This window comes from Mycobacterium sp. ITM-2016-00318 (assembly GCF_002968285.2).
Classification (GTDB): domain Bacteria; phylum Actinomycetota; class Actinomycetes; order Mycobacteriales; family Mycobacteriaceae; genus Mycobacterium.
The window spans coordinates 4,500,896-4,527,424 of the sequence record NZ_CP134400.1; the positions used below are offsets into that span (position 1 = coordinate 4,500,896).

Sequence of the window (26,529 nt, forward strand, 5' to 3'; positions counted from 1 at the left end):
TTAGTTGATGCGCTCGCCGGTGTCCGGATGGAACAGGTGAACCTTGCCCTCCGGCTTCTGGCGCAGCTCAACGGTGTCGGCGAGCTTGACCGGCGTGCGGGACAGCGACCGCGCCACCAGCTGCACGTCGGGATGGGCGTGGGTGTAGAGGTAGGTTTCGCTGCCCAGGTCCTCGATCAGGTCGATCACCACGTCGATGCCGCCTCCGGGCGAGACCTCGAGATCCTCGGGCCGGACGCCGACGGTGACCCTGTCGACCCCGGCATCGTGAAGCCGGGTCAGCTCGTCGCGCTCGAGCGGCAGCGTGGAGTCCTCACTGATGCGCACACCGTCGGACGCGATCGGCGCGGTCAGCAGGTTCATCGCCGGCGAGCCGATGAAGCCTGCGACGAATGCGTTTGCAGGCCTGTCGTACAGCGCGTTCGGCGAGGCGAATTGCTGCAGCTTGCCGAACCGCAACACCGCGACGCGGTCACCCATCGTCATCGCCTCGACCTGGTCGTGGGTGACGTAGACGGTGGTTGTGCCGAGACGCCTTTGCAGCGCGGCGATTTGGGTGCGCGTCTGCACACGCAGCTTCGCGTCGAGGTTCGACAACGGCTCGTCCATGCAGAACACCTGCGGCTCGCGGACGATGGCGCGGCCCATGGCGACGCGCTGCCGCTGACCGCCGGAGAGCTTGGCGGGCTTGCGATCCAGGAACTCGGTGAGGTCGAGGATCTTGGCGGCGTCCTCGACCTTGCGGCGCCGCTCCTGGGCCGAAACGCCGCGCAGCTTCAACGCGAAGCCCATGTTCTCTGCGACGGTCTTGTTCGGGTACAGCGCGTAGTTCTGAAAGACCATCGCGATGTCGCGGTCCTTGGACGGCACTCCCGTCATGTCCTTGCCGCCGATCTCGATGGCGCCCTCGTCGATGTCCTCGAGCCCGGCGAGCATTCGCAGCGCGGTGCTCTTGCCCGACCCGGACGGCCCGACCAGGACGACGAACTCGCCGTCTTGGATGTCGAGGTTGAGGTTGTCGACCGCGAGCTTGTCGGAACCCTCGTAGATGCACGAGGCGTTCTTGTAGGTGATTGCAGCCATGGTTGGTTCTCCTTCGAAGTGGGGGAAGTTACTTGATCGCGCCGAATGAGAGCCCGCGCACCAGTTTGTTCTGCGCGAACCAGCCGCACAGGATCACGGGAAGTGCGGACAAGGTTGCGGCCGCCGACAGCACGGCCCAGTACTGACCCTGACCGGCGATGAAGCCGACGAGGTACACGGGCATGGTTTGAGCGTTGACGGCGGTCAGGTTCACCGCGAAGAAGAACTCGTTCCAGGCGAAGATCACGCAGATCAGCGCGGTGGCCGCGATGCCGGGTGACACCAGCGGGAGAATCACCTCACGCACCGACCGCCACAGGCTCGCGCCGTCCAGGCTCGCCGCCTCGAGCAGTTCGCCGGGCACCTCGAGAAAGAACGACCGCATCATCCACACCGCGATCGGCAGGTTCATCGCGGTGTACAGGATCACCAGCGCCCAAATGTTGTCCAGCAGACCGATGTTCGACACTATGACGTACAGCGGCAGAATCACCGCGACGATCGGCAGCATCTTGGTGCTCATGAAGAAGAACAGCGCATCCTGCGTCTTGCGCACCGGCCGTAGCGACAGAGCGAACGCGGCAGGGACACCTAGCAGCAATACCAGCACTGTGGAGATGCCGGTGGCGAACACCGAGTTCAGGAACGCCGGGCCGATGCCCTGCTCGAAGACGGCCTTGAACTGGTCCAGTGTCGGGCTGAAGATCAGCTTCGGCGGACTCGTGGCCGCGTCGGCCTCCGACTTGAAGGCGGTCAACACCATCCAGAACACCGGGAAGAAGAACCCGAGACCGGCGAGCCAGGCAAGGACTCCCCACGGACTGAACTTTCGAGCCTTCTTTTTCGATGGCGCGGCGGAACTCGGCGTCGCGGCGGTCTTCTCGACTGTTGTGGTCATCAGGCGGCCTCTTCCTTGCCGGAGAACGATTTGAAGATCAACCGAAGGGCGAAGTTCGCGATGATGATCGTGAAGATCACGACCACCACGCCCATTGCCGCGGCTTGGCCCATATCGAAGCCGAGGAACGCGCGCTGGTAGATGTAGAACGGCAGGTTCGCGCTTGCAATGCCCGGCCCGCCCTGCGTCATCATGTAGATGGCGTCGAAGGTGTTGACCAGATAGATCGCGCCGAGCACGACGCCCAACTCGATGAAGCGCCGAAGGTGGGGCAGCGTCAACTCCCGGAAGAGTTGGAACGCGGCCGCACCGTCGACTCGACCGGCCTCCAGGATGTCGCGAGGCATCGACTGGAGGCCGGCGAGGATCAACAGCATCATGAACGGCGTCCACTGCCAGATCAGTTCGACCATGACCATCGTCAGCGGGTACTCACCGATCCAGTCGACCGGACCGATCCCGAGGAGTGACAGCAGCCAGTTCAGGATGCCGTTGGTGGGATCGAGGATGGTCGTCTTCCAGATCAATGCCGCCGCAACGGGTGTGACGAGGAAGGGCGTGATCAACAGTGTCCGGACGACGCCGCGTCCGAGGAAAGCCCGGTCGAGCAGTAGCGCGAGCAGAAGACCGAGCAGCGCCGACACCAGCACGACCACAACGATCAACAGCACTGTGTTGATGCCGACCCGCCAGAACTGGCTGTCCTGCACCACGGCGATGTAGTTGTTCAATCCGACGAACTGACGTGACCCCGGACGGACCAGATTCCACGACAGCGTCGAGTAGTACAGCGTGAGCAAGAACGGAATCTGCGTCACGACGATCATGAAGATCAGGGCGGGAAGCAGTGGCCCGCGCCGTCGCCAACCCTCGGCACGGCTCACGCCGACGTTCTGGCGCTCCCGTATCTTTCGAACCCGTTCGGCCACGGCCCTTTCGTCGGCCTCGGTCGCGGTCTCAGCGGTAACGGTCATCACTTCTCCTGGTAGGTCCGGCCGACGACCTCGGCGTATTTCTGTGATTGTTCGAGCGCGTCGTCGACCGATTTCTGGCCGGCGATGGCGGCGCTGATCTGTTGGCTGACCCGCGTACCGAGATCCTGAAACTCGGGGATGCCGACGAACTGCACGCCGGTGTACGGAACGGGTTGCACCGTCGGCTTGTTCGGCGTCGCGTTCTTGATCGACTGCAGTGTCAGCGGTCCGTAGGACTTCGAGATCGCCTCGTATTCAGGAAGTTCGGTGTATGTCGAGGTTCGGCTGCCCGGTGGGACGCGAGCCCAGCCCAGCTTTTCGCCGACCATTCTCAAGTACTCTCTACTGGTCATCCACGAGATGAACTTCCATGCACCATCGGGATTCTTGGCTCCCTGCGGAATGCCCAGCGACCAGGTGTAGAGCCATCCCGAGTTCGCCTTTTCGGCGATTGGGGCAGCCAGGTAGCCGATCTTGCCCTGAAGTTCGGGATAGGACTTGGGGTCCTCGAGCACCGACACCGCCGAGGTCGCGTCGTACCACATCGCGGTCTGGCCCTGGCCGAACAGGTTGGCGCACTCCTGGAAACCCGATGAGGATGCGCCGAGTTCGCCGGCCTGACCTATGAGGTCGACGTAGAAGTTGACCGCCCTCTTCACCTCGGGGCTGTTGAGCTGGGCGTTCCAGTTCTCGTCGAACCACCGGCCGCCGAAGGTGTTGATGACGGTGTCCAGCGGTGCGAGCACCTCGCCCCAGCCCGGCTTCCCGCGTAGGCAAATGCCGGCCCGGTCATCGGTCTTGACCGTCTTGGCCCAGTCCGCGACCTCTTGCCAGGTGGGTTGATAGCTCTTGTCCTGGTTGACCTTGATGCCGGCCTGTTCGAACAGATCCTTGCGGTACATCAGAAACGATGACTCGCCGTAGAACGGCACCGAGTACATGTTGCCCTCATAGGACAACGAGTCACGCAGTGAAGGGATGAAGTCGTTCTCGTCGTAACCGGGCGTGTTCTTCGCGTACTCCGAGAGATTGAGCAGCCAACCGTCTCGTGCCCACTGGGGTGTCTCGAAGTTGCTGATCATCACGACGTCGAACTCACTGCCGCCCATCGCCGCCGACATGGTGATCTTTGCGCGGGCCTGGTTCTCCGACAGCGTGATGAACTTGAGTTTCGTGCCGGGGTTCTTCGCCTCGAAATCTGTCGAAAGCTCTTGGGCGTCCGTCATCTGCGAGTTCGAGACCAATGCGATTGTCACCTCGTTGTCCGAGGCTCCGAAGCTTCCCGCGCCGGCACAGCCGGCGGTCAGGACGAGCCCCGATACGGCGGCACACACAGCCAACCGGTGCAGTGCTCTTCGTAACGGCTTCACCTTCAACCTCCCTTAATCCTGCGCCAATAACCAACGGGCACAATCGATGTCACAAACCAATAGTCGGGCGAGCTTTCCTCGGAGCGCGCCCAGCGTGGCGTGGTGTTTGGCCGCGCCGCTGGAAATCAGGATCGTCTTCTCGCAGGCCTTGATGTCCTCGAGCGGAACCGACACAGCACGCAACTGCAGTTCGGTCTCGACCGGTGCGCCATGACCGTCGAAGAACCGCCCGCCGATCTCGCCCACCGCACCGAGCTTGATCAGCTCGTCGAGCATCCTGGTGTCGAGGAAGCTGCCCTCGAATAGGGTTGTCGAGGTGGAAACGGCGCCGACGCCGAACAACATCACGTCGGCACGCCTGCCGGCCTCGAGCGTGCGTGATATCAGCGAGTCGCTCCGCATGGACGCCACGGTTGACGGATCGGCATACAGGGGCGCGGGCAGGCGGATCGTCGTCGCCCGCAACACATCTGCGCAGCGGCTGAGAATGAACTCGGTGCCGGTCTGATACGCGGCGCTCGACATGGCGCCGTCCAGCTGGACTACCGCGCGGCAACTCGCCACACCGGGCGCCATCGCGGTGGCGACCGCGACCTGTTCAGGACCCCAGGTGAAGCCGAGGACGTCGGTGGGTGTCAACCGGCGCATCAAGAGTGCCGCCGCCGCGCGGCCGACGCTGGCGAACGCTGCCGGCCGCCCTGGCGCCCCGACGTCGATGCCGTGACCGGCGACCACCGCTTCGGTCAGGCCGAACCGCCGCTCGAGTTCGCGCTCCTCATCGGCATGCAGATCGTCGCGCAGGTCCGGCGGGACGACGACGTCGATGCGGACGAGGCCGTTGGCCTTGGCCCGCGCGATCAGCCGTCCGGCCGTCGGCCGCGACACCCCCAGCCGACTCGCGATCTCAGCCTGGGTGAGCCCGTCGAGGTAGTAGAGCTTCGCCGCGCGCAAAGCCAAGCGCAGGTCTTCTGGGCTGGCGCCACGGTCCTTGTGCGAGCCATCGATCGTCCCGGCGACCTCGCCGTTCGACGTCGATGCGACCACGGGCCGACCTACCTTTCAGCCAACCTGTGAGCAAATGCTCAGGGGTGCGAGTAGATGTTCATCACGCTAGCATGGTCAGTGTGACGTACACAACACTTCCGACCCTGATGCGGGTTGCCGTCCTCGTCGAACCAGGCCGAATCGAGTTGGAGCAGCGGCCTGTGCCGTCACCGGCGCCGGGTGATGTGTTGGTCCGGGTCTCATCGGTCGGCGTCTGCGGGTCCGACACGCACTACTACCGCCACGGCCGAATCGGCGACTTCGTCGTCAACGCCCCGTTGGTACTCGGCCACGAAGCGGCCGGGACGATCGTCGGTGTCGGCGAGTCGGTGGACCCGTCGCGCATCGGTCAGCGGGTGTCGATCGAACCTCAGCGCCCCGATCCCGACAGCGCGGAGACCCGCCGCGGTGACTACAACCTCTGTCCGCACATGCGGTTCTTCGGCACTCCGCCAATCGACGGGGCCCTGTGCGAATACGTGACGATAGGCGCCGCGTTCGCACACCCGGTGCCCGACACCGTCTCCGATGATGCCGCCGCGCTGTGCGAACCGCTGTCGGTCGGCATCGCCGCGCTTCGCAAGGCGGGCATCGGCGAAGGGGCGAAGCTGCTCGTAGCCGGTGCGGGACCCATCGGCATCGTGATGGTCCAGCTCGCTCGGGCCTATGGCGCAGCCGAGATCGCCGTGTCCGATCTGGATGAATCGCGCCGTGACCACGCGCGGGCCAATGGCGCCACCGTCGCGCTCGACCCCGCGGCGAACGCGATGCGCACCGGCTTCGACGCGTTCATCGATGCCTCCGGCGCGCACGCCGCGGTGACTGCGGGCATCCGCGCGCTTCGGCCCGCAGGAACGGCCGTGCTGGTCGGCTCGGGAGCCGAGTCGATGGAGCTCCCGACGCAGCTGATCCAAAATCGCGAACTGACGCTCACCGGCGTGTTCCGTTATGCCAACACATGGCCGGAGGCGATCTCGCACGTCGAGTCCGGCCGAGTCGATCTCGACTCCATGGTTACCGGACGATTCCCGCTCGAGCGGACCGCAGAGGCCCTGGACTCCGACCGCACGCCGGGTAGCGTCAAGACGATGGTGGCCGTGTCATGAAGCTGTGCAGCTCGACGCTGGCGCAGATACCGATCAGCAAGCCGAACTACGATCGCGCTGAAATCGGCGTTGGCATCGTTCATTTCGGCGTCGGCGGCTTCCACCGGGCCCATCAGGCGATGTACGTCGACCGGCTGTTGGCGGCAGGCACCGCCACGGACTGGGGCATCTGCGGCGTGGGTGTCATGCCGTCGGACCGCAAGATGGCCGACGTCCTCGACGCTCAGGACGGTCTGTACACGCTGGTGCTCGAGAATCCGGACGGCAGCCGTGACGCGCGGGTGATCGGGTCGATCGTGGACTACCGCTACGCCCCCGACGACGCGGAGTCGGTGATCGAGCTGCTGGCCGCGCCGACGACCCGCATCATCTCGCTGACCATCACCGAGGGCGGCTACAACGTCGACACGATCGAACCCGGCGACGTCAGCGTGTTCGGCCTGGTGGCCGAGGCGCTGGCGCGACGCCGCGACAGGAACATCGCGTCACCGACCATCGTGTCGTGCGACAACATCGAGGGCAACGGCGAGGTCGCGCGGCAGGCGTTCACCAGCTTCGCCGAGCGTGTGCACCCCGGGCTCGCGGAGTGGATCGCCACCAACACGCGCTTCCCGAATTCGATGGTCGACCGAATCACGCCCGCCACCTCACCCGAGGTCATCGAGAAGCTCAAAGACGAATTCGGAGTGGAGGATCAGTGGCCCGTCGTTGCCGAACCGTTCACCTCGTGGGTGCTCGAGGACGACTTCTCCGACGGTAGGCCGCCGTTCGAGGACGTCGACGTGCTTCTCGTCGACGATGTGCGGCCCTACGAGCTGATGAAGTTGCGGCTGCTCAACGCCAGTCACCAAAGCCTCTGCTATTTCGCCTATCTCGCCGGTTACCGGCTGGTGCACGATGCAGCGGGCGATCCGCTTTTCGCCGACTTCCTGATGCGGTACATGGACACCGAGGCGACGCCGACACTACTGCCGGTCCCGGGCATCGATCTCCCCGAGTACAAACAGACCCTGATCGAGCGGTTCGCGAACCCCGGCGTGCGCGACACCATCGTCCGGCTCTGCTTCGGCTCGTCGGACCGCATCCCGAAATGGCTACTTCCGGTGATTCGGGCGAACCTGGCCACCGACGGGCCGATCCGGCTGTCGGCGGCGACGGTGGCCAGCTGGGCGCGCTACGCCGAAGGCGTCGACGAGCAGGGTGAGCCGATCGACGTCCAAGACCAGTTGGCCGACACGCTTGTTCCGCTGGCTCGCTCACAGCGCGACAATCCGACGGCGTTCATCGAAAACACTGATGTATTCGGCGATCTCGCCACGTCAGTCCGGCTCGTCGAGGCGTATCGATGGACCCTCGACTCGCTGCATCGCGACGGGGCGAGGGCGACGCTCGAGGCGTTGATGAAGGACGAGTCGGCATGAGCGCGCCCGGCGCACCGCAGCGCGCGCTCGTCATCGGCGAGGCGCTGATCGACATCGTCGAGCGCGACGGTGAGCTCATCGGCGAGCACGTCGGCGGCAGCCCTCTCAACGTCGCGGTCGGGTTGGCGAGGCTGGGACGCGGCGTCGATTTCCTCACCCACATCGGCGACGACGCCCGCGGCCATCGCATCGCCGACTACGTCACGGGTGCGGGCGCGGACCTCGTCGCAGGAAGCGTCACCGCCGGGCGCACGCCCACCGCACTGGCAGCGTTGGACGAGAGCGGCAAGGCGCAGTACACCTTCGACATCGACTGGCAGTTGTCGGGCACACCCGAGGTGTCGCCGCCGTTGGCGGCTCACACCGGGTCCATTGCGACCATCCTCGAGCCGGGGTGCCGCGCTACGGCAGCTCTGCTGGACGCTTATCACCCCTCGGCCACAATATCTTTCGACCCAAACGTGCGTCCCGGGCTGATCTCCGACGACGAGCAGGCGCGCACCCGCATCGACCGGCTTGTCGAGAGATCGGATGTGGTGAAGGTCAGCGACGAGGATCTGCACTGGATCGACCCGAACCGCACACCCGAACAGGTCGCCGCCACATGGCTGAGCCTGGGCCCCGCGGTCGTCGCGGTGACTATGGGCGAGCACGGCGCGTTCGCCCTGTGCGAGGCCGGGATCGCGCGCGTACAGGCGCGGCGCGTCGACGTCGTGGACACCGTGGGCGCAGGAGACGCGTTCATGACCGGGCTGATCGACGCACTGTGGTCGTTGGGTCTGCTCGGCGCCGGGCATCGTCGGGACCTCCGCCGCGTCGCCGTCGACACACTGACGCGAGCGCTGCAGACCGCGGCGCTGTCATCGGCGCTGACAGTCGCGCGGGCGGGGGCCGATCTACCGGATCGGGCGACGCGGGATGCGGCGGCCGCCGAGATTACGAACGCGCAGACGTATCGTGACTAGCTGATTAGGGAATACTGGGGAAATGCGGTCCATTTGGAAGGGCTCGATCTCGTTCGGACTGGTGAACGTCCCGGTCAAGGTCTACAGCGCGACCGAAGACCACGACCTGAAGTTCCACCAGGTCCACGCCAAGGACAACGGACGGATCCGCTACAAGCGGGTGTGTGAGGTCTGCGGCGAGGTCGTCGAGTACCGCGACATCGCCCGTGCCTTCGAATCCGACGACGGCCACATGGTGGTGATCACCGACGAGGACATCTCGACACTGCCCGAGGAGCGTAGCCGCGAGATCGAGGTCGTCGAGTTCGTTCCCGCCGGCGACCTCGACCCGCTGATGTACGACAAGAGTTACTTCCTCGAGCCCGACGGCAAGTCGTCGAAGTCCTACGTGCTGCTGGCCAAGACCCTGGCCGAGACCGACCGAGTGGCGATCGTGCACTTCGCGCTGCGCAACAAGACTCGGCTTGCGGCGCTGCGGGTCAAGGACTTCAGCAAGCGCGACGTGATGGTTATCCACACGCTGCTGTGGCCCGACGAGGTTCGCGAGCCCGATTTTCCCGTGCTGGACAAGGAAGTCGATATCAAGCCGGCCGAGTTGAAGATGGCCGGACAGGTGGTCGAGTCGATGACCGACGACTTCCACCCCGAACGTTTCGAGGACACCTACCAGGAGCAGCTCAGGGAGCTCGTCGAGGCGAAACTCGAAGGCGGAGAAGCTTTTACCACCGAAGACGCCGAGCCCAAGGAACTCGACGAAACCGAGGACGTCTCGGATCTGCTTGCCAAGCTGGAAGCCAGCGTGAAGGCGCGCCGTGGTGGCGGCAGCTCATCGGACGACGGTCAGGCCAAGAAGTCGGCCGCCAAGAAAGCGGCGACGTCGAGTTCCGCCAAGAAAGCGCCCGCGAAGAAGGCGGCCAAAAAAGCCGCCAAGAAGGCGCCTGCGAAGAAGACAGCCAAGAAGGCCGCGGCCAAGAAGTAGCGATCAGCGCGGCGTCAGCAGCCGAGGTGGTTGATCGCGGTGATGGTGATCTCGTAGGCCGCAGAAGCGGATATGCCGTAGTGCTTCACCAGCATCGGGACAATGTCGGAGGCGGGCAGACCGCTAGCGGCGGCCGAGCACACCGAGTTGCCCGCCGAGATCAGCTGTGACGCGCTCATCGACGTGTACCGGGGTTGGAGGGCTTCCAGATAGGTGCCGCCGTCGGCGGCCGCGGGCGCCGCAAGGCCGGTAGCCGCGACCGCGGACAGAGCGCCGAGGGTGAACACCCCGGTGACCCACCTGGCACTCTCCGCTCCTCGCGTGCGCGGTGAACCGGATGCGGTTTCAGCTTGCTTGGCCACGCGATTTGCTCCTATCCAGGATGCGAAGGCTACGGATTCCGTCGCAGTTATTTAACGTTAACACTAATTTCGTTGTGAAAACCCGGTCAGCAGGGCTTTTACGTTTGCCTGTGACCAAATTAACTTCGCTAACCAACTGGACCCCGCTCACAACAAGCGGCCGCGACTTCTGCACCACGGTCGCGGTCACGGACGATCGACGACCCTGGAGCAGACCTCGCGGCTGAGACCCTGGTAAGAAACTAGAACGTGTTTCAGAAACGCGGTACGTCGTGGACCCGGCCTTGTTACGGTGTCGCCCGGCGAGGGAAGAGAGGCTGACGTGATTCTCGACAGATTCCGGCTGGACGACCAGGTCGCGGTGGTGACGGGAGCGGGCCGCGGGCTCGGTGCGGCGATGGCGCTGGCATTCGCCGAAGCCGGTGCCGACGTGCTCATCGCATCGCGGACTCGGTCTCAACTCGAAGAGGTCGCCGAGCAGATCGAGGCCGTCGGGCGGCGTGCGCACATCGTCACCGCCGACCTCGCCCACCCGGAGGACACCGCCACGCTCGCCGGCACCGCGATCGAGGCGTTCGGCAAACTAGACATCGTCGTGAACAACGTCGGCGGCACCATGCCGAACACGCTGTTGACCACATCAACCAAGGATCTGCGCGACGCCTTTACGTTCAATGTCGCGACGGCGCACGCGCTGACCACGGCAGCGGTACCGCTGATGCTCGAACACTCCGGCGGCGGAAGCATCATCAACATCACGTCGACCATGGGTCGCCTTTCGGCCCGTGGCTTCGCGGCCTACGGCACCGCAAAGGCTGCGCTCGCCCACTACACGCGGCTGGCCGCACTCGACCTGTGCCCGCGGATCCGGGTCAACGCGATCGCGCCAGGCTCGATCCTCACCTCCGCCCTCGACATCGTCGCCTCCAACGACGAGTTGCGCGAGCCGATGGAGAAGGCGACGCCGATGCGGCGCCTCGGCGACCCGCTCGACATCGCCGCCGCCGCCGTCTATCTCGCGTCGCCTGCGGGCAGCTTCCTGACCGGCAAGACACTCGAGGTCGACGGTGGGCTGACCTACCCGAACCTCGATATCCCAATCCCCGACCTCTGAGGAGAAGTACTACATGGCCATACGTGTCGCGCTGATCGGCACCGGCAACGTCGGCAAGCCCGCGCTCGTCCAGCTGATCAACGATTCGCGGTTCGAGCTGACCGGCGTCTGGGTCTCCTCGGAGGCCAAGGCCGGCAAGGACGCCGCCGAGCTAGCGGGCCTCGACGGCTCGACCGGCATCAAGGCGACCAACGACCTCGACGCGATCCTCGCGACCGATCCGGAGTGCGCCGTCTACACCGCGCTGGCCGACAACCGGCTACCCGAGGCGCTCGAGGACTACCGGCGCATCCTCGCCGCAGGCGTCAACGTCGTCGGCAGCAGCGCGGTGTTGCTGCAGTATCCGTGGCAGGTCATTCCCGCCGAACTGCTCGAGCCGATCGAGGACGCCGCGGAGGCGGGCCAAGCCAGCGTGTTCGTCAACGGCATCGATCCAGGTTTCGCGAATGACCTTCTGCCACTTGCCCTTGCGGGCACCTGCCAAAGCATCGACCAGATTCGCTGCATGGAGATCATCAACTACGACACCTACGACAGCGCCGACGTCATGGTCGGCGTAATGGGCTTCGGAAGGCCGCTCGACGAGATTCCGATGCTGTTGCAGCCGGGCGTGCTGAGCCTCGCGTGGGGTTCGGTGGTCCGTCAGCTCGCGGCAGGCCTCGGCATCTCGCTCGACGAGGTGAACGAAACCTACGAACGCGAGCCGGCGCCGGAGGACTTCGACATTGCGTCCGGTCACATCGCGAAGGGCAGCGCTGCCGCGCTGCGATTCGAGGTGCGCGGAATGGTCGACGGCAAGGCCGCCGTCGTGCTCGAACACGTCACCCGGCTGCGCAACGACCTGTGCCCGGAGTGGCCGCAACCGGCCCAGGACGGCGGGTCCTACCGCATCGAGATCACCGGTGAGCCGACCTACGCTCTTGACCTCTGCCTCAGTAGCCCGAACGGCGACCACAACCATGCCGGTCTCGTCGCGACGGCCGCCAGAGTCGTCAACGCCATCCCCGCCGTCATCGCCGCTCCGCCGGGTGTCAGGACGACGCTTGACTTGCCCCTGATTACCGGCAATGGGTTGTACGCTGGCGGTGAGTCGGGCTGAACAACCGAAGGACGCTGCCTATGGGGATGCCCCTGCGCTACCTGTTACCGGTTATGGCAGTGGCCGGCGCTGCTGCTGCTGCTGTCGCTGCCGCGCCCGTCGCGGCAGCCGATCCAGACGATTCGACCCTGCCCCAGTGCACCGCCGTCGGCGGCGATCAGGACGTCGGCACCGCGACGACCGAGTGCGCGACGCCGGGCAACGTACAGCTCAATGCCACCGCTCCTAGCGTGCCTGCCTACGCCTACCCGTGGGATGACGAGTTCTACGGTCCTGCCTTGATCATGGGCGGCGGCGCATGGGGAACCCACGGCATGGGTGGCGGCGGCCACCGCTAGCCCGCATCTTTTCTTGGCCCATCGAGGAGGCCAACCATGAGCAGTAAAGCTCGTTCTCTGACAATACTTTTCGCAGCGGCGGGCGTTTCGGCCGCCATCGCCGTGGCACCCGTCGCTGCAGCCGCGCCGCAGTGCACCAACACCGGCCCCAACACCACGCAGTGTGAAACCAACGGAAGCTCGCAGATCGTCACGTCGCCCCCGCCCAACAACAACTACGGGTATTGGGGCTTCCCGATCATCGGCTTCGGCGGGTGGGGCTTCGGTTGGTGACCCCGGCCTAACGACCGCGCCAGCGTTTCGGCTAACCTAACTTTTCTATTCGAAGGCCCGGATAGAAGGGTGGTGAGTTGCTGCGCGATTCCGAGACGCGGTTGCGTCCAAGCTGGTTGTTGCTGGGCCCGGCGTTCGTGGCTGCAATCGCCTACGTCGACCCGGGCAACGTCGCGGCCAACATCAGCGCCGGGGCGCAGTTCGGCTTCCTTCTTGTCTGGGTCATCTTCCTGGCCAACGCGATGGCGGGACTGGTGCAGTATCTGTCGGCCAAACTCGGACTCGTCAGCGGACGGACGCTGCCGGAAGCCGTCGCCGACCACACCCGGACCCCCACTCGCATCGGCTACTGGTTGCAGGCCGAAATGGTCGCCATGGCAACCGATCTCGCCGAAGTGGTCGGCGGCGCGATCGCGCTGAACCTCTTGTTCGAGCTTCCGCTTCTTGTCGGCGGCATCATCACCGGCGCGGTGTCGCTGCTGCTGCTGGCCCTGCAGAACCGCCGCGGTCAACGGGTGTTCGAGCGGGTGATCAGCGGCCTGCTGCTCGTCATCGCGATCGGATTTCTGACCAGCCTGTTCGTCGAACCGCCGCCGCTGGCGGACGCCGCAGAAGGATTGGTTCCACGCTTCCAGGGCGCCGAGAGCGTCCTGCTTGCCACCGCGATGTTGGGCGCGACGGTGATGCCGCACGCGGTGTACCTGCATTCCGGCCTCGCCCGCGACCGGCACGGCCACCCCGAACCCGGGCCACGGCGCCGGTTATTGCTCCGGGTGACACGCATCGACGTCGGGTTGGCGATGCTGGTCGCGGGCACGGTGAACCTCTCGATGGTGCTCGTCGCCGCGACCAACCTGCAGGGCCGGGACGACACCGACTCCATCGAAGGTGCGCACTCGGCCGTTCGCGACACGCTCGGGCCCACCGTCGCGCTGTTCTTCGCCATCGGTCTGCTGGCTTCGGGTCTGGCGTCGACATCGGTCGGCGCCTACGCGGGGGCGATGATCATGCAGGGCCTGCTGCACCGCACCTATCCGCTGCTGGTGCGCCGCCTGGTGACGCTGATACCGGCGCTGGTGATCCTTGCGATCGGCGTCGATCCCAGCCGCGCACTGGTCATCTCGCAGGTCGTGCTGTCGTTCGGGATACCGTTCGCCTTGATTCCGCTGATACGCCTGACCGGCGACCGGGCGCTGATGGGCGACGACACCAACCACCGAATCACCACGCTGCTCGGCTGGGTCGTCGCGGCGCTGATCATCGGCCTCAACGTGGTGCTGATCTACCTGACCGTCCGCGGCTAGCCGAAAACCGTTTTGAACGTGTCCGGATAGTGGCCATGGCCGGTCACGGGCAGGACTGTAGAAATCGCTCGGCGCGTGGATGCGCTGGTTATCGTGCCGACATGACAACGGTCGACCAGGCCAACCGCGCCTCATCCATGCCTACTTCGCGAAAACTTCTCTGTGCCGTCTACGGCGCTATCGCTGTGGTCGCGCTCATCGCGACGTTCAGTCAGATGCTGCCGTACTCGGACAAGGGCGCCGGGTCGCTACTCGCTTTCTGGCAAGACGCCCGGATGTTGCCCGCGTCCCGGGCGCTCACTTCCGACCTGATGCTGTTCGGCCTTGCCGCTGTGATCTTCATGGTGGTGGAGGCCCGCAAGCAGGGCATCAAGTTCGTGTGGCTATATGTCGCGGCGTCATACGCCGTTGCGATCAGTGCGGCGTTTCCCGCCTTTCTGATCGCACGCGAACTACAGGTCAACAAGTCCGATACGTCCGGCCTTCGCGCAATAGACACGGTCCTGCTGGCGGTGGTGGCGATTTTGACCGCGCTGTTGACTATCTGGATAGACCTCGGCTGAGCCGGCTTAGTTGTTGCCCGCGCACGTCGCGGGCTGACGCGCTGCGGCGGGACGTCCGCGTAAGGCCCTATATCCTGGGATGAATGCTTGCCGGAGGCCACACCTACTTCGCGTACGGGTCCAACCTGTGCGTCGACCAGATGGCGCGGCGCTGCCCGAACGCCGCTGACCCCCGGCCTGCGACGCTGGCCGACCACGATTGGCTGATCAACGAGCGGGGCGTCGCGACGGTCGAACCGTTCGACGGGTCGCAGGTTCATGGTGTGGTGTGGCAACTCGACGACCACGACCTCGCCACCTTGGACAGCGCAGAGGGCGTACCGGTGCGGTATCGCCGCGACCGGCTCACCGTGCACACCGAAACGGGGCCGTCTCAGGCGTGGGTCTACATCGATCATCGCGTCGATCCCGGCCCTCCTCGGCCGGGCTATCTCGAGCGAATCATCGACGGAGCGCAGCACCACGGGCTGCCGCACCGCTGGGTCGAGTTCCTCCGCCGGTGGGATCCGTCGCAGTGGCCGGTCCCGAAAGACAACGCGGGTGCCGGTGCGCCGCAATCGCTTTCAGAGCTACTGGCTGATCCGGCGGTGCGCGAGGAGAGCACACTGCGCTCGCGATTCGGCTTCATGGCGATCCACGGCGGCGGGTTGGAGCAGATGACCGACGTCATCGCCGAACGGGCCGCAGACGCGGCGGGCGCATCGGTGTATCTGCTGCGTCATCCCGCGGACTACCCGCACCACCTGCCGTCGAGGCTCTACGTGGCCGAGGAGTCCGAGCGGCTCGCCGAGTTCCTCGAGCACGTCGAGGTGATCGTCTCGCTACACGGCTACGGCCGGTTGGGCCGCAGCACCCAACTGCTCGCCGGAGGCGGCAACCGGGCACTTGCCGAGCACGTCGCCTGCCACTTCGACGTTGCCGGCTACACCGTCGTCACCGATCTCGACGCGATGCCCCGCGAGCTGCACGGCCTGCATCCGGACAACCCGGTCAACCGGGCCCGCGCCGGAGGCACCCAACTCGAGCTCTCACCCCGGCTGCGCGGGATCAGCCACCGAAGCGCGCCGCCGCCTCAGGAGGACGGCCTCTCCGCACCGACGTCTGCGCTGATCCGGGGGCTGGTGGCGGCTGCCCACAGCTGGGAGCTGACGGCCACGTAGTTCTGCACACCCGAGACCCATCCGCACGGCCGCCTGCCCCGAATACCGGATGTGCAACGAACGGACTGGCGCGCCCACGCACCGGCGCTTTATCGAACCCGGATCACCCACCTACGTCGAGCTCCGGTTCACCACTATTTCGAGCATCGCAGCTACAGCTGGTATGTCGACGTCGACGCACTACCAGAGGTGCCGCAGTGGTTGAAGTCCTTCGCCCGTTTCGAGGCTGTCGACCACTTCGACGGCGAACCGGGCGACACGCTTCGCCAGCGCATCGACCGCTTCCTCGCGTCGCGCGACATCGAACTGCCCGGCGGCACCATCACGGCGCTGCTACAGCCGAGGGTGCTCGGGTTGGTCTACAACCCGCTGAGCCTGTACTGGTGCCACGACGCCAATGGTGTACTCCGCCACGTCCTCGCCGAGGTGCACAGCCCACGCGGGGGCCAACACACCTATCTGCTACCGCCCGACTCCGGCGAGCCGACGATCGTGCAGAAGCGGCTCTACGCCTCGCCCTTCAACGGCGAGGGCGGTCACTATCTCGTCCGGGCGCCCCGACCCGAGGCAGAGCTGGATGTGACGATCTCACTGCACCGCGACGACCAGCCGGCCTTCGTCGCGACGCTGCGCGGTACCCGGCTGCCGGCCACCGCCGCCCAACTCGTGCGGTTGCAGATGGTGGCTCCACTGGCGCCGTTGATGGCGAAAGTCGGTATGTGGGCGCAGGGATTGACGCTGCGACTGAGAGGAGTTCCGGTGCTCCCGGAGTCGGTCGTTCCCGAAAGACAAAGACAGACGGTTGGGCAGCTGTGACCCTGGCGCCCGCCCGGGTGGTTAGGCTACCCCTCGTGACCACCGATCTGGCTGCGCTGTTGCGCCAGGTGGCCCAGCGGGATGTCGACGCGTTCGCCACCTTCTACGACCTCACCCGGTCCCGGGTTTTCGGTCTCGTGACTCGCGTGCTGCGCGACCCCGGGTACAGCGAGGAGACCACCCAGGACATCTATTTGCAGGTGTGGCGTTCCGCAGCCAACTACGACCCGAACGCGGGCTCGCCGCTCGCATGGCTGCTCACGGTGGCGCACCGGCGCGCGGTGGACCGCGTGCGCGCCGAGCAGGCGGCCAGCCAGCGCGAGTCCCGGTACGGGTCGGCCAACGTCGACCCGCCGGCGGACCACGTCGCGGAAACGGTCATCCTGGCCGACGAACGCCAGCAGGTCACCGACTGCCTCGGCTCGCTGACCGACGTGCAACGCGAAGCCATCCAGCTGGCCTACTACGACGGGCTCACCTACGTGCAGGTGTCGGAGCGGCTGTCGGCGAACCTCGCCACGATCAAGTCGCGGATGCGCGACGCCATCCGCGGACTTCGCAGATGTCTGGGGCTCGCATGACAGAACCACTGAGTCCCGATGTCGTCGCGCTGGCGACGCCCTACGCGCTGCATTCGATCACCGATGCCGAACGCGCGGAGATCGAACGCCGGGTGAGCGCCGCGCCACCCGAGGTGGCCGAGGAGTTCTACGCGCAGGTGCGCGCCGTGCACGAGACGATGGCTGTGATCTCCGCGGCGACGGCCCTCGAGCCGCCCCCGAGCATGCGCGACCGGCTGCTGGCGACCGTCGCCTACGACGAACCGCCGGTCCAACAGCTTCCGCTGAAGCGCGCAAATCGCTGGCGCACAACAGTTCTCGCCGCAGCCGCCGTGCTCGCAATCGGGCTGGGTGCCCTGGGGGTCGGGATCGCATTGCGGCCTGCGCCGACGGTGTCCACCGCCGAGCAGGTGTTCGCGGCGCCCGACGTGCAGACCGTGTCGGGCCCCATCCCGACCGGTGGCACTGCGACGCTGGTCTTCTCCCACGAGAAGGATGCGGGCGTGCTGGTGATGAACAACGTTCCGCCGCCACAGCCGGGCACCGTGTATCAGATGTGGTTGGTCGGCGAGGGCTCGCCCAAGTCGGCGGGGACGATGGACGCGAAGTCCGTCGCACCCTCGACCACGGCGGTGCTGCCCGATCTCGGCACCTCCCGCACGCTGGCCTTCACCGTCGAACCGGGCGCCGGCTCGAACCAACCGACGGGCCCTGCGTTCGCCGAACTGCCGCTGGCCTGACGAGCTTTCGTGCCCATTCCGCGCGGGCGTCGCTATTCCAGCGTCGCGATGGCCGCCTCGGCCAGAACGTCGTCGATGTCGTGCCCGCGCTGCCATGCGCGGCGCTGCCGCATCGCGCCGTTGCCATGCTCGGCGACGCGGCTGAGTTCGGAACGCACCATCTCGTAGTCGCCGACCTGTTGCAGCGCGGACCGGATGCGATCGACGAGGCCGCCGAGCAGGTCGATGGCGGGCACCGACGCGTGGCTTTCGGCCAGGTCGATCGCGTCGCCGTCGAGGCCTTCGCGAGCCGATTTCCAGTAGGCCGCCCGCAGCGCGTGGGGCGCCAACGGCGCAAGCGGTTCGCCTCGCCGCTCATCGTCCAACGCCGTCATCACGACGCCCCGCACCAGGGCCGCGAACAGAACCGTTTCGGCCACCGTCGCGGGCACGTCGGCGACACGCACCTCGATCGTCGGAAAGTTGGCCGACGGGCGCACGTCCCAATAGACCATCCCGTCGTCGAGCATGGCACCGGTGTCCTGAAGCATCCGCACGACAGCGTCGTATTCGTCGGCGGAATCGAAGTGCGGCGGCGGCCCCGCGCTCGGCCAGCGCTGCCACAGGATGCTGCGCCAGCTGGCATGGCCGGTGTCGGTGTTGCGGTAGATCGCCGAGTTGGCCGTCACCGCCAAGAGCAGCGGCAGCCACGGTCGCAGCCGGTTGCTCACATGAATCGCGGCCTCGCGATCGGGGACTGCGACGTGCACATGGCAACCGCAGATGCCCTGTTCGTGGGCGATCATCCCGAACCGCTCCGCGATGCGGCGGTAGCGCGGGTTGTCGGTGATCGGGAACTCGTGCGGCACCGTCGGCGGCAATCCGACGGCGAGCAGCCGCGCGCCGCCCGCCTCTGCGGCCTCGGCGGCAAGGCGACGCAGCCTGGTCAGTTCGGAGCGCAGTTCGTCGCTGGTATCGGCGACCTCGGTCGTCGTCTCGACCTGGCAGCTGGTCAACTCCAGCTGCAGCTTCACCCCACGCGCTTCGGCATGGCTGGCGACGGCTTCGTTGCGGGCGACAGGTGCACCGGTGTCGCGGTCGACGAGAAGGAACTCCTCTTCGACACCGACGGTGGGATTGACGGGCACGGTGCCTCCAAAATATTGATCCGGCCCGTCGGAAGGGGTTTCACGACGGGCCGGATCGCGCGGTGGCTCCTGTGCGGTGAGTCCGCTGGGCCGACAAGTCTGGCGGGGATTTAAATTGCCCGAACCGCCGACTGCCAAACATCGAATCTCATTGGGTGTTTCGACCGGCCTAGGATCGCGGGATGACCAAGGACTTCCGGTTCGGGGTGGGCCTGCGCGCCGCCAAGTCGCTGTCGTCGGTGCAGGACGAGGCCCGCCGCGCCGAAGCCCTCGGCTTCGACGTGCTGCATCTGCCCGACCACATCGGCGCGCCCGCCCCCTTCCCCACGCTGATGGCCGCGGCCACGGCGACGACGAGGTTGCGGATGGGCACCTTCGTGCTCAACGCGTGCTTCTACAAGCCGGCCTTGCTGGCGCGCGATGTAGAGGCGCTGCGCGACCTCTCCGGCGGGCGGTTCGAGTTGGGCCTTGGCGCGGGTTACGCGCAGCACGAGTTCAAGGCCGCCGAACTGCGGTACCCGAGCGCCCGCGAGCGCGTCGAATATGTAGGACACGTCACCGAATACATGGGCGAGCACATGCCGGATGTGCCGGTGCTGATCGCGGGCAACGGCGACAGACTTTTGACCGTGGCGGCGCGGCATGCCGACATCATCGGCCTCACCGGAGGTCAGCCGATCACCGAGGCGGCCGATCCGCTCGCCGAGCGCGTCGAGTTCGTCCGGCGTGCCGCCGGTGACCGCTTCGACGATCTCGAGTTCAACATCGCGATCACCGCGCTGCCGCGTGACGGGTCCGGGCACCCTGACCTCTCGATCACCCGCAGGGCGCTTCCGCACATGTCCGACGAGGAACTACTCGCGACGCCTGCTGTGCTGTCGGGGTCGACGCGGGACATCGCCGACACGATTCGCGGCTACCGCGACACCTACGGCGTGAGCTACTTGATCGTTCAGGACAAGCACGCCGAGGCGTTCTCGAAAGTCATTGCTGAACTGCACTGATCACGTCGCCGCGACGAGGTTTGAAAGCCCGTATTGCGGGAATAGCAACTTCTCATGGAGATCGATCGCGCAGTCGGGGTGCTGGTCACCCTGCGGCGGTGCGCTCTCGATGAGGCATCGGACGAACTGCTCGACGCCGCCAAGCGACATCGGCTCACGCCGTTGGCGATCGCGCGGGCGTTGGTGGCACTCGCCGAAGGCGTGAGCCATGACGATGCACCTTCGGTTGAGGCCGCCCGCTATGAGTGGGGACTTCTGTTGGAGGGGGAGGTGGTATCGCGATGATCCAACGCGCCGCCGCGCACACCCGACGAGCTCTCATTGGCGTATGGCACTGCCCGGACACCTTCGCCTGCTGGCTGCGCGCCGTCTATCCGGACTGGGCGCCCAGACGCGGCCACGTGGCACTGGTCGCGTTGTGTGGACAGGAAGGTTCGCTGCTCGAGCAGCGACCTCGATCTGCGAACTAGTACCTGCGCCCGCGCAGCCTGTCCTTGACGCGTTCACCCGTCTTGCGTACCCGGGCGCGCATCTGATCGGACCGGCCCTCGTCGCGCATACGCGCGTTCCCCGTAGCCTCGCCGATCTCTTTCTTGGCCCGGCCGACAATGCGGTTGAACTCGTTCTTGGCTTTCCGCGTTGCACTCATGGATGCAGTGTTTCCGCTGCGCATCAGGAGAAACCTGGCGCCACGGTAAGCTCCCAGCGTTCCGCCCTCGTAGCTCAGGGGATAGAGCACGGCTCTCCTAAAGCCGGTGTCGCAGGTTCGAATCCTGCCGGGGGCACTTTTGTGATGTCTCGGGACATCGGTGACAGGTGTCTATCTAGTGAAGTGTCCCGCTTCACTGAAACGCCGTCTACCACCGTTTATCGCGCTCGAGAATTCACTGGCTTCACAAACTAGGAAACTAAATTGGGAGCGCGAGCGGCCTACTCCGGCTATCCCAAGACGCCGGGGGGCAGATCAAACGCCAACACCCAACACAGCAAGAGGTACCGATCCGGCGTCCAGGAGTCGCTGCCGCCACCGCCATCAGTGCCACCTGTCGGTATGCCGTCTGGGTTGGCGCCTCCCGAACCGCAGCCGTCACCGCTGGGCGCGGCGCGTTACTTGATGTTCTGGGTGATGGTCACCGCCGTGTCGCTTGCCTTCTTAAGCATGTTGGACATCGTGCCGACCGCCTTGGCCCTGCGATCCATATACATCTGCATCCGCATCGATTCAATTTCGGTCATTTCGCCGTCCTCGCCGAGGTTGGCGAGGTGGCGCTCGACGATGCGGAACCCGGGCGGCAAGGTCGACAGGTCTTCCGGCGGTGGTACGTCCAAACCGGCGACTATCACGTTATCGTCGGAGCCTGAGTTCGATGGTGGCTGTGCTGATGCCACCCCGGCAAGGGGAACAGATACGGCTGCCGCAGCGGCGGCGATGACGAACAATTTCTTTCGCATGTGCTTTCCTCCCAATGGCTGCGAGCGCGACCGCTCACGTCACCGATCCTCACGCCTGCCGACCGGGCCGCATTCAGTAGTCGACTACTGGGATCCGGAGCGCATGGAGTAGTCGGCTACTGCAAGCTGTGGATCTGCGACCCATCGAACGGCTCGTCGGGCACAGCGGCCACACCCGCCGATCAGTCAACTCGGCAGGCAACAAACCGTTTGTTTCAGGCGGTTTCCGCCTCACTCCAGGTTGATCCTTGACACTCCCTAGATGAGGGAGTTGAGCGTCGCCGCGCAGCGGTATCAGGCCGTGTTGGCGGTGATGGGTTGTCGATTTCGCAGGTCGCTTCGAAGGTGGGGGTGTCGCGTCAGACGCTGCACTCGTGGTTGGCCCGGTATGAGGCCGAGGGTCTTGAGGGGCTGGTGGATCGGTCGCACCGCGCCGCCGCTGCCCCACACCAAAGGACAGATACGACGCCCATGTCAGTCATCACAGTCGTCGCAGGGATGCACACGCGCCCTCCACGCCTCGCGCTGCTCACGGAGGTTCTGAAGTTGTTGACTCAAACGCGTGATATCCGCATGCACGTCGCCACGCATCAGCTTCGCCGCGCTGCTTATGTAATGCTCCAAACTCGCTTCGAGGTTAATCTCCCGTATGACGGCGGCCGATTCGTTCTTAATGGTCGGCTGGGTAGGGCCATCGGACGAGGTAATGGCACCGGAGTCCGCAAGCGCGGCGTCGGCAGGACCGACTAAAACTACGGTGCTGGCCGCCAGCACCGCCCCGACTGCTATTCGCGTGCGCATCGCTGGCCGCGCATCATGGGGGCCATAACAAGTGCCCCTCACTATTTCCGTTATCGAGAACTCGCGTGCTGAGCGCGACGTTAGGGGCGCAGAAGGCGGGTGCCGTCAGTAGTCGGCTACTTCTTCTGATCGAACCGTGGGAGGAGGCTCCCAGCCGCGCTGCCCGGACACCCAAGGGGCATAGCGTCTCGGGTTCTGTAAGGGTTACAGAAGCATCGCCGACAACCTTCGTCGGCGCTTCCACCGTACTTAGGCAGACCCACGCTCACGCAGCAGCTTCCAGCCCTGCACGCAAAGTGAAATGCCGCCATATACGAGTTAGCCATCCGCGACAGCGGTTAGTTCGAACCTGCCGGGTGCACGTCAGGCGTTGTTGTTGGGGGCCAACGAAGTCCGTCCGTCAGTCACATCAATGGGGGCGGAAGAAGCAGTCTCGCCGGCTGCTCTGCAGAACCGGCGAGACCTAAGTCGGCGGGATGGCCGACCACCTCGCAATACCTGGCCTCGACGCTACGCTTCGGCTGGCTCGAGCAACAGCCCCGTGCGATCGGCCGCAGACCGGTTTGGGGGAATGGCATCGGCGGGCGGTGTGTGACCGGGTCTGGACTGCCCGCGATCTTCGGCAACGAGGACCATAGATGCGCAAGATGCGCGAGGGTCGGCTTCTCCATTCCACGCTGGGATCGCCTCTGAAGCGTCATGATCAAAATGACCCGAGGAGGAGCTCATGCCAGCACTTCGTGAACAGGTATTGCGGCGCAAGCCGGTAGAGGAGATGGCGGCCGAAACCGGCGCCGACACCGGACAGAGTGAGCTCAAGCGCACGATCGGCCTCTGGAGCCTCGCCGCGATCGGCATCGGCGGCACGATCGGCACCGGCATCTTCTTCATCCTCAGCCAGGCCGTACCGATGGCCGGGCCCGCGGTGGTCTTCTCGTTCCTGATCGCCGGACTCGTCGCCGGGCTGACCGCAGTGTGTTACGCCGAACTCGCCGGCGCCGTCCCGGTCGCCGGGTCGTCATACTCCTACACCTATGCGACCCTCGGCGAGTTCGTCGCCATGGGCGTGGGCGCCTGCCTGCTTCTCGAATGGGGCGTCGCGGGCGCGGCCGTCGCGGTGGGCTGGTCGGAGTACCTCAACCAATTCATCGGCAACGTGTTCGACGTCCAACTCCCCGAGGCGATCTCGAACGCTCCCGAGCAGGGCGGCATCATCAACCTGCCCGCGGTGATCCTCATCATCATGTGTGCGCTCCTGCTCATCCGCGGCGTCAGCGAGTCGGCGAAGACCAACGCCGTCATGGTGGTCATCAAGATCTGCGTGCTGATCATGTTCATCGTGATCGGTGTGCAGGGCTGGAATTCCGACAACCTGGCCAACTTCGCCCCGTTCGGCTTCGCTGGAATCTCGGCGGCGGCAGGTGTCATCTTCTTCAGCTTCGTCGGACTCGACAGCGTCGCCGCCGCGGGTGAGGAAGCCAAGAACCCAAGGCGTAACCTCCCGCTGGCGATCATGATCGCGCTCGGCACCGTCACGGTCCTGTACGTGCTCACCGCGCTCGTCGGGGTCGCGGCCCAGCCGACCGAGAAGTTCGAAGGCCAGGAGGCCGGGCTGGCGCAGATCCTCGAAGATGTGGTCGGCTCGTCGTGGCCGGGCACAGTGCTCGCCGCAGGGGCGATCATCTCCATCTTCAGCGTGACGCTGGTGTCGATCTACGGTCAGACTCGAATTCTCTTCGCGATGTCGCGCGACGGGATGATCCCCGAGATCTTCCACCGGGTGAACCCGCGCACGCTCACCCCGATCCACAACACCGCCATCGTCGCTGTGGTCATCGGCCTGATGGCCGGGCTGATCCCGATCAACTTCCTGGCCGAGATGACCAGCATCGGCACCCTCGTGGCGTTCATCGCCGTCTCGATCGGGGTGATGGTGTTGCGCAAGCGCGCCCCCGACCTGCCGCGCAGCTTCAAGGTTCCGCTGTTCCCGGTGACCCCGATCCTGTCGATCGCCGGCGCACTGTGGATCATTTTCAGCCTGCGGCCGATCACCATCTACGTGTTCTTGATCTGGGTCGCGGTGGCCTTCGTGTGGTACTTCTTCTACTCGCGTCACCACTCCCATCTGGGCCGCCACGAGCACGTCGGCCTCGCCGGTGAGGACAACCAACCGTGACGATCGTCGTCGGCTATCCCCCGAACCGGAGGGGTAAGGCGGTTCTGAACCTGGCCGCGCTGCTGTCGCGTTCCAGTGGCGACGATCTCCTCGTGTGCACGGTCGCGCCGCCGCGCTGGCTGCCCGGCGTGGTCAGGGAGGACGCGGCGTATCAGCAGCAGATCGATGACATGACCGACGGTGCGCTGGCGCAGGCCCGCGCGGAGCTGCCTGCCGATGTCACGGCCGAATTCACGACGGTCAAGGCGCGGTCGACGCCGACCGGCCTGCTCGAGGTCGCCGAACGGCACCAGGCAAGCCTGATCGCGGTGGGTTCGTCGGCTGCCGGGTTGTTCGGCCGCATCTCGATGAGCAGCGTTGCCGATCGGCTGCTGCACAGCTCGCCTATTCCGATTGCATTGGCGCCCCGCGGTTTTCGATCCGACGACACAGCCAAGGTGGATCGCGTCACGGTGGCCTACACCGGAACCGAGCAGTGCGATTCGCTACTGCGCTCCGCGGCGGATCTCGTCGACCAGCTCCATACGAAAATGCGGCTGGCGTCGTTCGCCGTCCAGCCCGCGCCGCCGGTGACCGCCATGTTCCGCGCCGAGTCAGCCGATGTGCTCGCCGAGTGGACCGCCACCATCGAGGCTGCCGCGCGCCGGGTGCTCGGCGACATGAAGGATCCGGACGCCGGTGTGGCCATCGGACAGGGACACGATTGGGAAACCGCACTCGACGACATCACCTGGCACGAGGGGGACCTGCTGTTGATCGGCTCGAGCGAGTCGGGACCCGTCGCGCGAGTCTTCCTCGGCTCACGGGCCGCCAAGATCATTCGGCACACCCCGGTGCCGGTCCTGGTGGTTCCTCGCGACGCAGAAAGCTAGCGCGCCTGCTCAGCGAGCGCCGTCACCCCTGGTGTCGATGACGCGCTGGGCGATATCGACCAGCCGGGTGTTGCTGTCCTGGGACAGCTTGCGCAACATGTCGAAGGCCCGGACGTCGTCGACGTTGAAGCGCTCCATGATGATGCCCTTGGCCTGGCCGATACGGTCGCGGGTGCTCAGCGCCGACTGAAGCTCCTCCCCCTCGCGACTGGCCAGGATGGCCGCCGCCGCGTGGGCCGCCAGTACCGTGCCGATCGTCTCGTCCTGCCCGTCGAACGCGTGGGGCTTGAACGAGAACAAGTTCAGCGCGCCAGCGGTTCGACTGGTGGTGTACAGCTTGAACGACACCCCGCTGAGCACACCCAGCTCGACAACGGCCGGCGAGTATTTCGGCCAGCGGTTCTCGGTGCGGAAATCATCGGTACGCACGATCACTTCGTCGAGGGCCGCCTGCACACACGGCCCCTCGTTGAACGTCATCTGCAATTCATCGAGCTTGTGCGGCAACTCGGTGATGCCCGCCAGCGACTCGAACTTCCCACCCTTGCCGATCATCAGCACCCCGGCGGTGTCAGTGCCCGGGATCAGTTCCATCACTGCGGTGGTGACGTCGGAGAGCACGTCGTTCACACTGCGTGGCCCCGCTACGGTGCGGGCCAAATCGGCCATCCGCACAGCCAGATCGTGGTCCTGCTGCTCGGTCATGACTTGAAGTGTTCCCCATGCAGCCCCTCCGCACACCGCCGGGGTTATACCGTCTGTCGGCTCTTGGCTGATCAACGTTTGTTCTTCGCTGTGCTTGGCAATGCTGCGGGTCAGGTGAGAGCCGCGGTCGACCGCTGCGCTCACTGAGGTCTCGTCGGTTCAGACCAGAAGCCGGCGGGGCCGACCCTACCGCGGTGCCCGCTCCCCACAGTCACTCTGTTAG

At 65.6% G+C, this 26,529-nt stretch carries 29 protein-coding genes, 1 tRNA gene and 1 pseudogene; 20 read left to right on the forward strand and 11 right to left on the reverse strand.

Annotated elements, in window-relative coordinates; genetic code table 11:
* From C6A82_RS22030 to C6A82_RS22050, 5 genes are read right to left on the reverse strand one after another with little or no spacing between them, the layout of a single operon-like run.
* A complete protein-coding gene (locus tag C6A82_RS22030) occupies positions 1-1,083 on the reverse strand; it encodes an ABC transporter ATP-binding protein (RefSeq protein ID WP_105345081.1) in 1,083 nt (360 codons plus the stop codon).
* Between the two features lie 28 nt (positions 1,084-1,111).
* On the reverse strand, positions 1,112-1,981 hold the full coding sequence (locus C6A82_RS22035) for a carbohydrate ABC transporter permease (RefSeq protein ID WP_105345082.1): 870 nt from the start codon (positions 1,979-1,981) through the stop codon (positions 1,112-1,114).
* The gene (locus C6A82_RS22040) at positions 1,981-2,955 is read right to left on the reverse strand and encodes a carbohydrate ABC transporter permease (RefSeq protein ID WP_105345084.1); all 975 of its coding nucleotides are present in this window, start codon (positions 2,953-2,955) and stop codon (positions 1,981-1,983) included. Before C6A82_RS22040 ends, C6A82_RS22035 begins: the two co-directional genes overlap by 1 nt.
* Entirely contained in the window at positions 2,955-4,325 is a 1,371-nt protein-coding gene (locus C6A82_RS22045; RefSeq protein WP_396836507.1) for an ABC transporter substrate-binding protein, read from the reverse strand. The genes C6A82_RS22040 and C6A82_RS22045 overlap by 1 nt, the downstream gene beginning before the upstream one ends.
* Positions 4,326-4,337: 12 nt before the next feature.
* Complete coding sequence (locus tag C6A82_RS22050; RefSeq protein ID WP_105345103.1) at positions 4,338-5,330, reverse strand: sugar-binding transcriptional regulator; 993 nt, start codon at positions 5,328-5,330, stop codon at positions 4,338-4,340.
* A 146-nt stretch (positions 5,331-5,476) separates the two neighbouring features.
* Between C6A82_RS22050 and C6A82_RS22055 the strand changes: the two genes are divergently transcribed.
* The 4 genes from C6A82_RS22055 to C6A82_RS22070 are packed head-to-tail and all read left to right on the forward strand — an operon-like array spanning position 5,477 to position 9,840.
* Positions 5,477-6,475, forward strand: a complete 999-nt coding sequence (locus C6A82_RS22055; protein ID WP_105345105.1) for an NAD(P)-dependent alcohol dehydrogenase — start codon at positions 5,477-5,479, stop codon at positions 6,473-6,475.
* On the forward strand, positions 6,472-7,896 hold the full coding sequence (locus C6A82_RS22060) for a mannitol dehydrogenase family protein (RefSeq protein WP_105345087.1): 1,425 nt from the start codon (positions 6,472-6,474) through the stop codon (positions 7,894-7,896). The genes C6A82_RS22055 and C6A82_RS22060 overlap by 4 nt, the downstream gene beginning before the upstream one ends.
* Positions 7,893-8,861 (forward strand): carbohydrate kinase, encoded by a 969-nt coding sequence (locus tag C6A82_RS22065; RefSeq protein WP_105345088.1) that lies wholly within the window; start codon positions 7,893-7,895, stop codon positions 8,859-8,861. The genes C6A82_RS22060 and C6A82_RS22065 overlap by 4 nt, the downstream gene beginning before the upstream one ends.
* Positions 8,862-8,883: 22 nt before the next feature.
* Positions 8,884-9,840 (forward strand): Ku protein, encoded by a 957-nt coding sequence (locus C6A82_RS22070; protein WP_105345090.1) that lies wholly within the window; start codon positions 8,884-8,886, stop codon positions 9,838-9,840.
* Between the two features lie 14 nt (positions 9,841-9,854).
* Here C6A82_RS22070 and C6A82_RS22075 read toward each other — a convergent pair whose 3' ends face one another.
* A complete protein-coding gene (locus C6A82_RS22075; RefSeq protein WP_158261632.1) occupies positions 9,855-10,202 on the reverse strand; it encodes a DUF732 domain-containing protein in 348 nt (115 codons plus the stop codon).
* A gap of 322 nt (positions 10,203-10,524) precedes the next feature.
* Here C6A82_RS22075 and C6A82_RS22080 point away from each other — a divergent pair, with 322 nt between their 5' ends.
* From C6A82_RS22080 to C6A82_RS22125, 10 genes are all read left to right on the forward strand, one after another.
* A complete protein-coding gene (locus C6A82_RS22080) occupies positions 10,525-11,316 on the forward strand; it encodes an SDR family oxidoreductase (RefSeq protein WP_105345093.1) in 792 nt (263 codons plus the stop codon).
* A gap of 13 nt (positions 11,317-11,329) precedes the next feature.
* Complete coding sequence (locus tag C6A82_RS22085) at positions 11,330-12,415, forward strand: diacylglycerol kinase (protein WP_105345095.1); 1,086 nt, start codon at positions 11,330-11,332, stop codon at positions 12,413-12,415.
* Positions 12,416-12,435: 20 nt separating this feature from the next.
* Positions 12,436-12,753 carry a hypothetical protein gene (locus C6A82_RS22090; RefSeq protein ID WP_199193764.1) on the forward strand — a complete coding sequence of 106 codons (318 nt, stop codon included), beginning with the start codon at positions 12,436-12,438 and terminating at the stop codon, positions 12,751-12,753.
* Positions 12,754-12,789: 36 nt separating this feature from the next.
* On the forward strand, positions 12,790-13,026 hold the full coding sequence (locus tag C6A82_RS22095; RefSeq protein ID WP_105345097.1) for a hypothetical protein: 237 nt from the start codon (positions 12,790-12,792) through the stop codon (positions 13,024-13,026).
* Positions 13,027-13,103: 77 nt separating this feature from the next.
* On the forward strand, positions 13,104-14,330 hold the full coding sequence (locus C6A82_RS22100; protein ID WP_105345098.1) for an Nramp family divalent metal transporter: 1,227 nt from the start codon (positions 13,104-13,106) through the stop codon (positions 14,328-14,330).
* A gap of 101 nt (positions 14,331-14,431) precedes the next feature.
* On the forward strand, positions 14,432-14,893 hold the full coding sequence (locus C6A82_RS22105) for a DUF2834 domain-containing protein (protein WP_105345100.1): 462 nt from the start codon (positions 14,432-14,434) through the stop codon (positions 14,891-14,893).
* Positions 14,894-14,976: 83 nt separating this feature from the next.
* Positions 14,977-16,053 carry a poly-gamma-glutamate hydrolase family protein gene (locus C6A82_RS22110; protein ID WP_311101473.1) on the forward strand — a complete coding sequence of 359 codons (1,077 nt, stop codon included), beginning with the start codon at positions 14,977-14,979 and terminating at the stop codon, positions 16,051-16,053.
* Between the two features lie 51 nt (positions 16,054-16,104).
* Positions 16,105-16,869 (forward strand): DUF1365 domain-containing protein, encoded by a 765-nt coding sequence (locus C6A82_RS22115; RefSeq protein WP_105343250.1) that lies wholly within the window; start codon positions 16,105-16,107, stop codon positions 16,867-16,869.
* Between the two features lie 2 nt (positions 16,870-16,871).
* Positions 16,872-17,450, forward strand: a complete 579-nt coding sequence (locus C6A82_RS22120; protein ID WP_304597976.1) for a sigma-70 family RNA polymerase sigma factor — start codon at positions 16,872-16,874, stop codon at positions 17,448-17,450.
* A complete protein-coding gene (locus C6A82_RS22125; RefSeq protein WP_105343246.1) occupies positions 17,447-18,169 on the forward strand; it encodes an anti-sigma factor in 723 nt (240 codons plus the stop codon). The genes C6A82_RS22120 and C6A82_RS22125 overlap by 4 nt, the downstream gene beginning before the upstream one ends.
* A 32-nt stretch (positions 18,170-18,201) precedes the next feature.
* Here C6A82_RS22125 and C6A82_RS22130 read toward each other — a convergent pair whose 3' ends face one another.
* Positions 18,202-19,296: a glutamate--cysteine ligase gene (locus tag C6A82_RS22130; RefSeq protein WP_105343244.1), complete on the reverse strand. Its 1,095-nt coding sequence runs from the start codon at positions 19,294-19,296 to the stop codon at positions 18,202-18,204.
* A 182-nt stretch (positions 19,297-19,478) separates the two neighbouring features.
* On the opposite strand from C6A82_RS22130, the gene C6A82_RS22135 reads away from it, so the two are divergent.
* Entirely contained in the window at positions 19,479-20,300 is an 822-nt protein-coding gene (locus tag C6A82_RS22135; RefSeq protein ID WP_105343242.1) for a TIGR03621 family F420-dependent LLM class oxidoreductase, read from the forward strand.
* A gap of 54 nt (positions 20,301-20,354) precedes the next feature.
* Entirely contained in the window at positions 20,355-20,585 is a 231-nt protein-coding gene (locus tag C6A82_RS22140; protein WP_105343241.1) for an ANTAR domain-containing protein, read from the forward strand.
* Between the two features lie 181 nt (positions 20,586-20,766).
* Here the strand turns inward: C6A82_RS22140 and C6A82_RS22145 are convergent, their stop codons facing one another.
* Positions 20,767-20,949 carry a CsbD family protein gene (locus C6A82_RS22145; RefSeq protein WP_158261609.1) on the reverse strand — a complete coding sequence of 61 codons (183 nt, stop codon included), beginning with the start codon at positions 20,947-20,949 and terminating at the stop codon, positions 20,767-20,769.
* Between the two features lie 63 nt (positions 20,950-21,012).
* Here C6A82_RS22145 and C6A82_RS22150 point away from each other — a divergent pair.
* Positions 21,013-21,085, forward strand: a tRNA-Arg gene (locus C6A82_RS22150).
* A gap of 322 nt (positions 21,086-21,407) precedes the next feature.
* Here the strand turns inward: C6A82_RS22150 and C6A82_RS22155 are convergent.
* The gene (locus C6A82_RS22155) at positions 21,408-21,752 is read right to left on the reverse strand and encodes a hypothetical protein (RefSeq protein WP_142405900.1); all 345 of its coding nucleotides are present in this window, start codon (positions 21,750-21,752) and stop codon (positions 21,408-21,410) included.
* Between the two features lie 262 nt (positions 21,753-22,014).
* On the opposite strand from C6A82_RS22155, the pseudogene C6A82_RS22160 reads away from it, so the two are divergent.
* Positions 22,015-22,205: pseudogene (locus tag C6A82_RS22160) on the forward strand (helix-turn-helix domain-containing protein); the annotation flags it as partial.
* 21 nt (positions 22,206-22,226) lie between these two features.
* On the opposite strand, the gene C6A82_RS22165 reads toward C6A82_RS22160, so the two are convergent.
* On the reverse strand, positions 22,227-22,526 hold the full coding sequence (locus tag C6A82_RS22165) for a hypothetical protein (RefSeq protein ID WP_199193658.1): 300 nt from the start codon (positions 22,524-22,526) through the stop codon (positions 22,227-22,229).
* A 754-nt stretch (positions 22,527-23,280) separates the two neighbouring features.
* Between C6A82_RS22165 and C6A82_RS22170 the strand changes: the two genes are divergently transcribed.
* Both C6A82_RS22170 and C6A82_RS22175 read left to right on the forward strand, forming a co-directional pair.
* Positions 23,281-24,729 carry an amino acid permease gene (locus C6A82_RS22170; RefSeq protein WP_105343235.1) on the forward strand — a complete coding sequence of 483 codons (1,449 nt, stop codon included), beginning with the start codon at positions 23,281-23,283 and terminating at the stop codon, positions 24,727-24,729.
* Complete coding sequence (locus tag C6A82_RS22175) at positions 24,726-25,601, forward strand: universal stress protein (RefSeq protein WP_105343234.1); 876 nt, start codon at positions 24,726-24,728, stop codon at positions 25,599-25,601. Before C6A82_RS22170 ends, C6A82_RS22175 begins: the two co-directional genes overlap by 4 nt.
* Before the next feature lie 9 nt (positions 25,602-25,610).
* Here the strand turns inward: C6A82_RS22175 and C6A82_RS22180 are convergent, their stop codons facing one another.
* The gene (locus C6A82_RS22180; RefSeq protein WP_311101474.1) at positions 25,611-26,306 is read right to left on the reverse strand and encodes a GAF and ANTAR domain-containing protein; all 696 of its coding nucleotides are present in this window, start codon (positions 26,304-26,306) and stop codon (positions 25,611-25,613) included.
* Between the last annotated feature and the right edge of the window lie 223 nt (positions 26,307-26,529).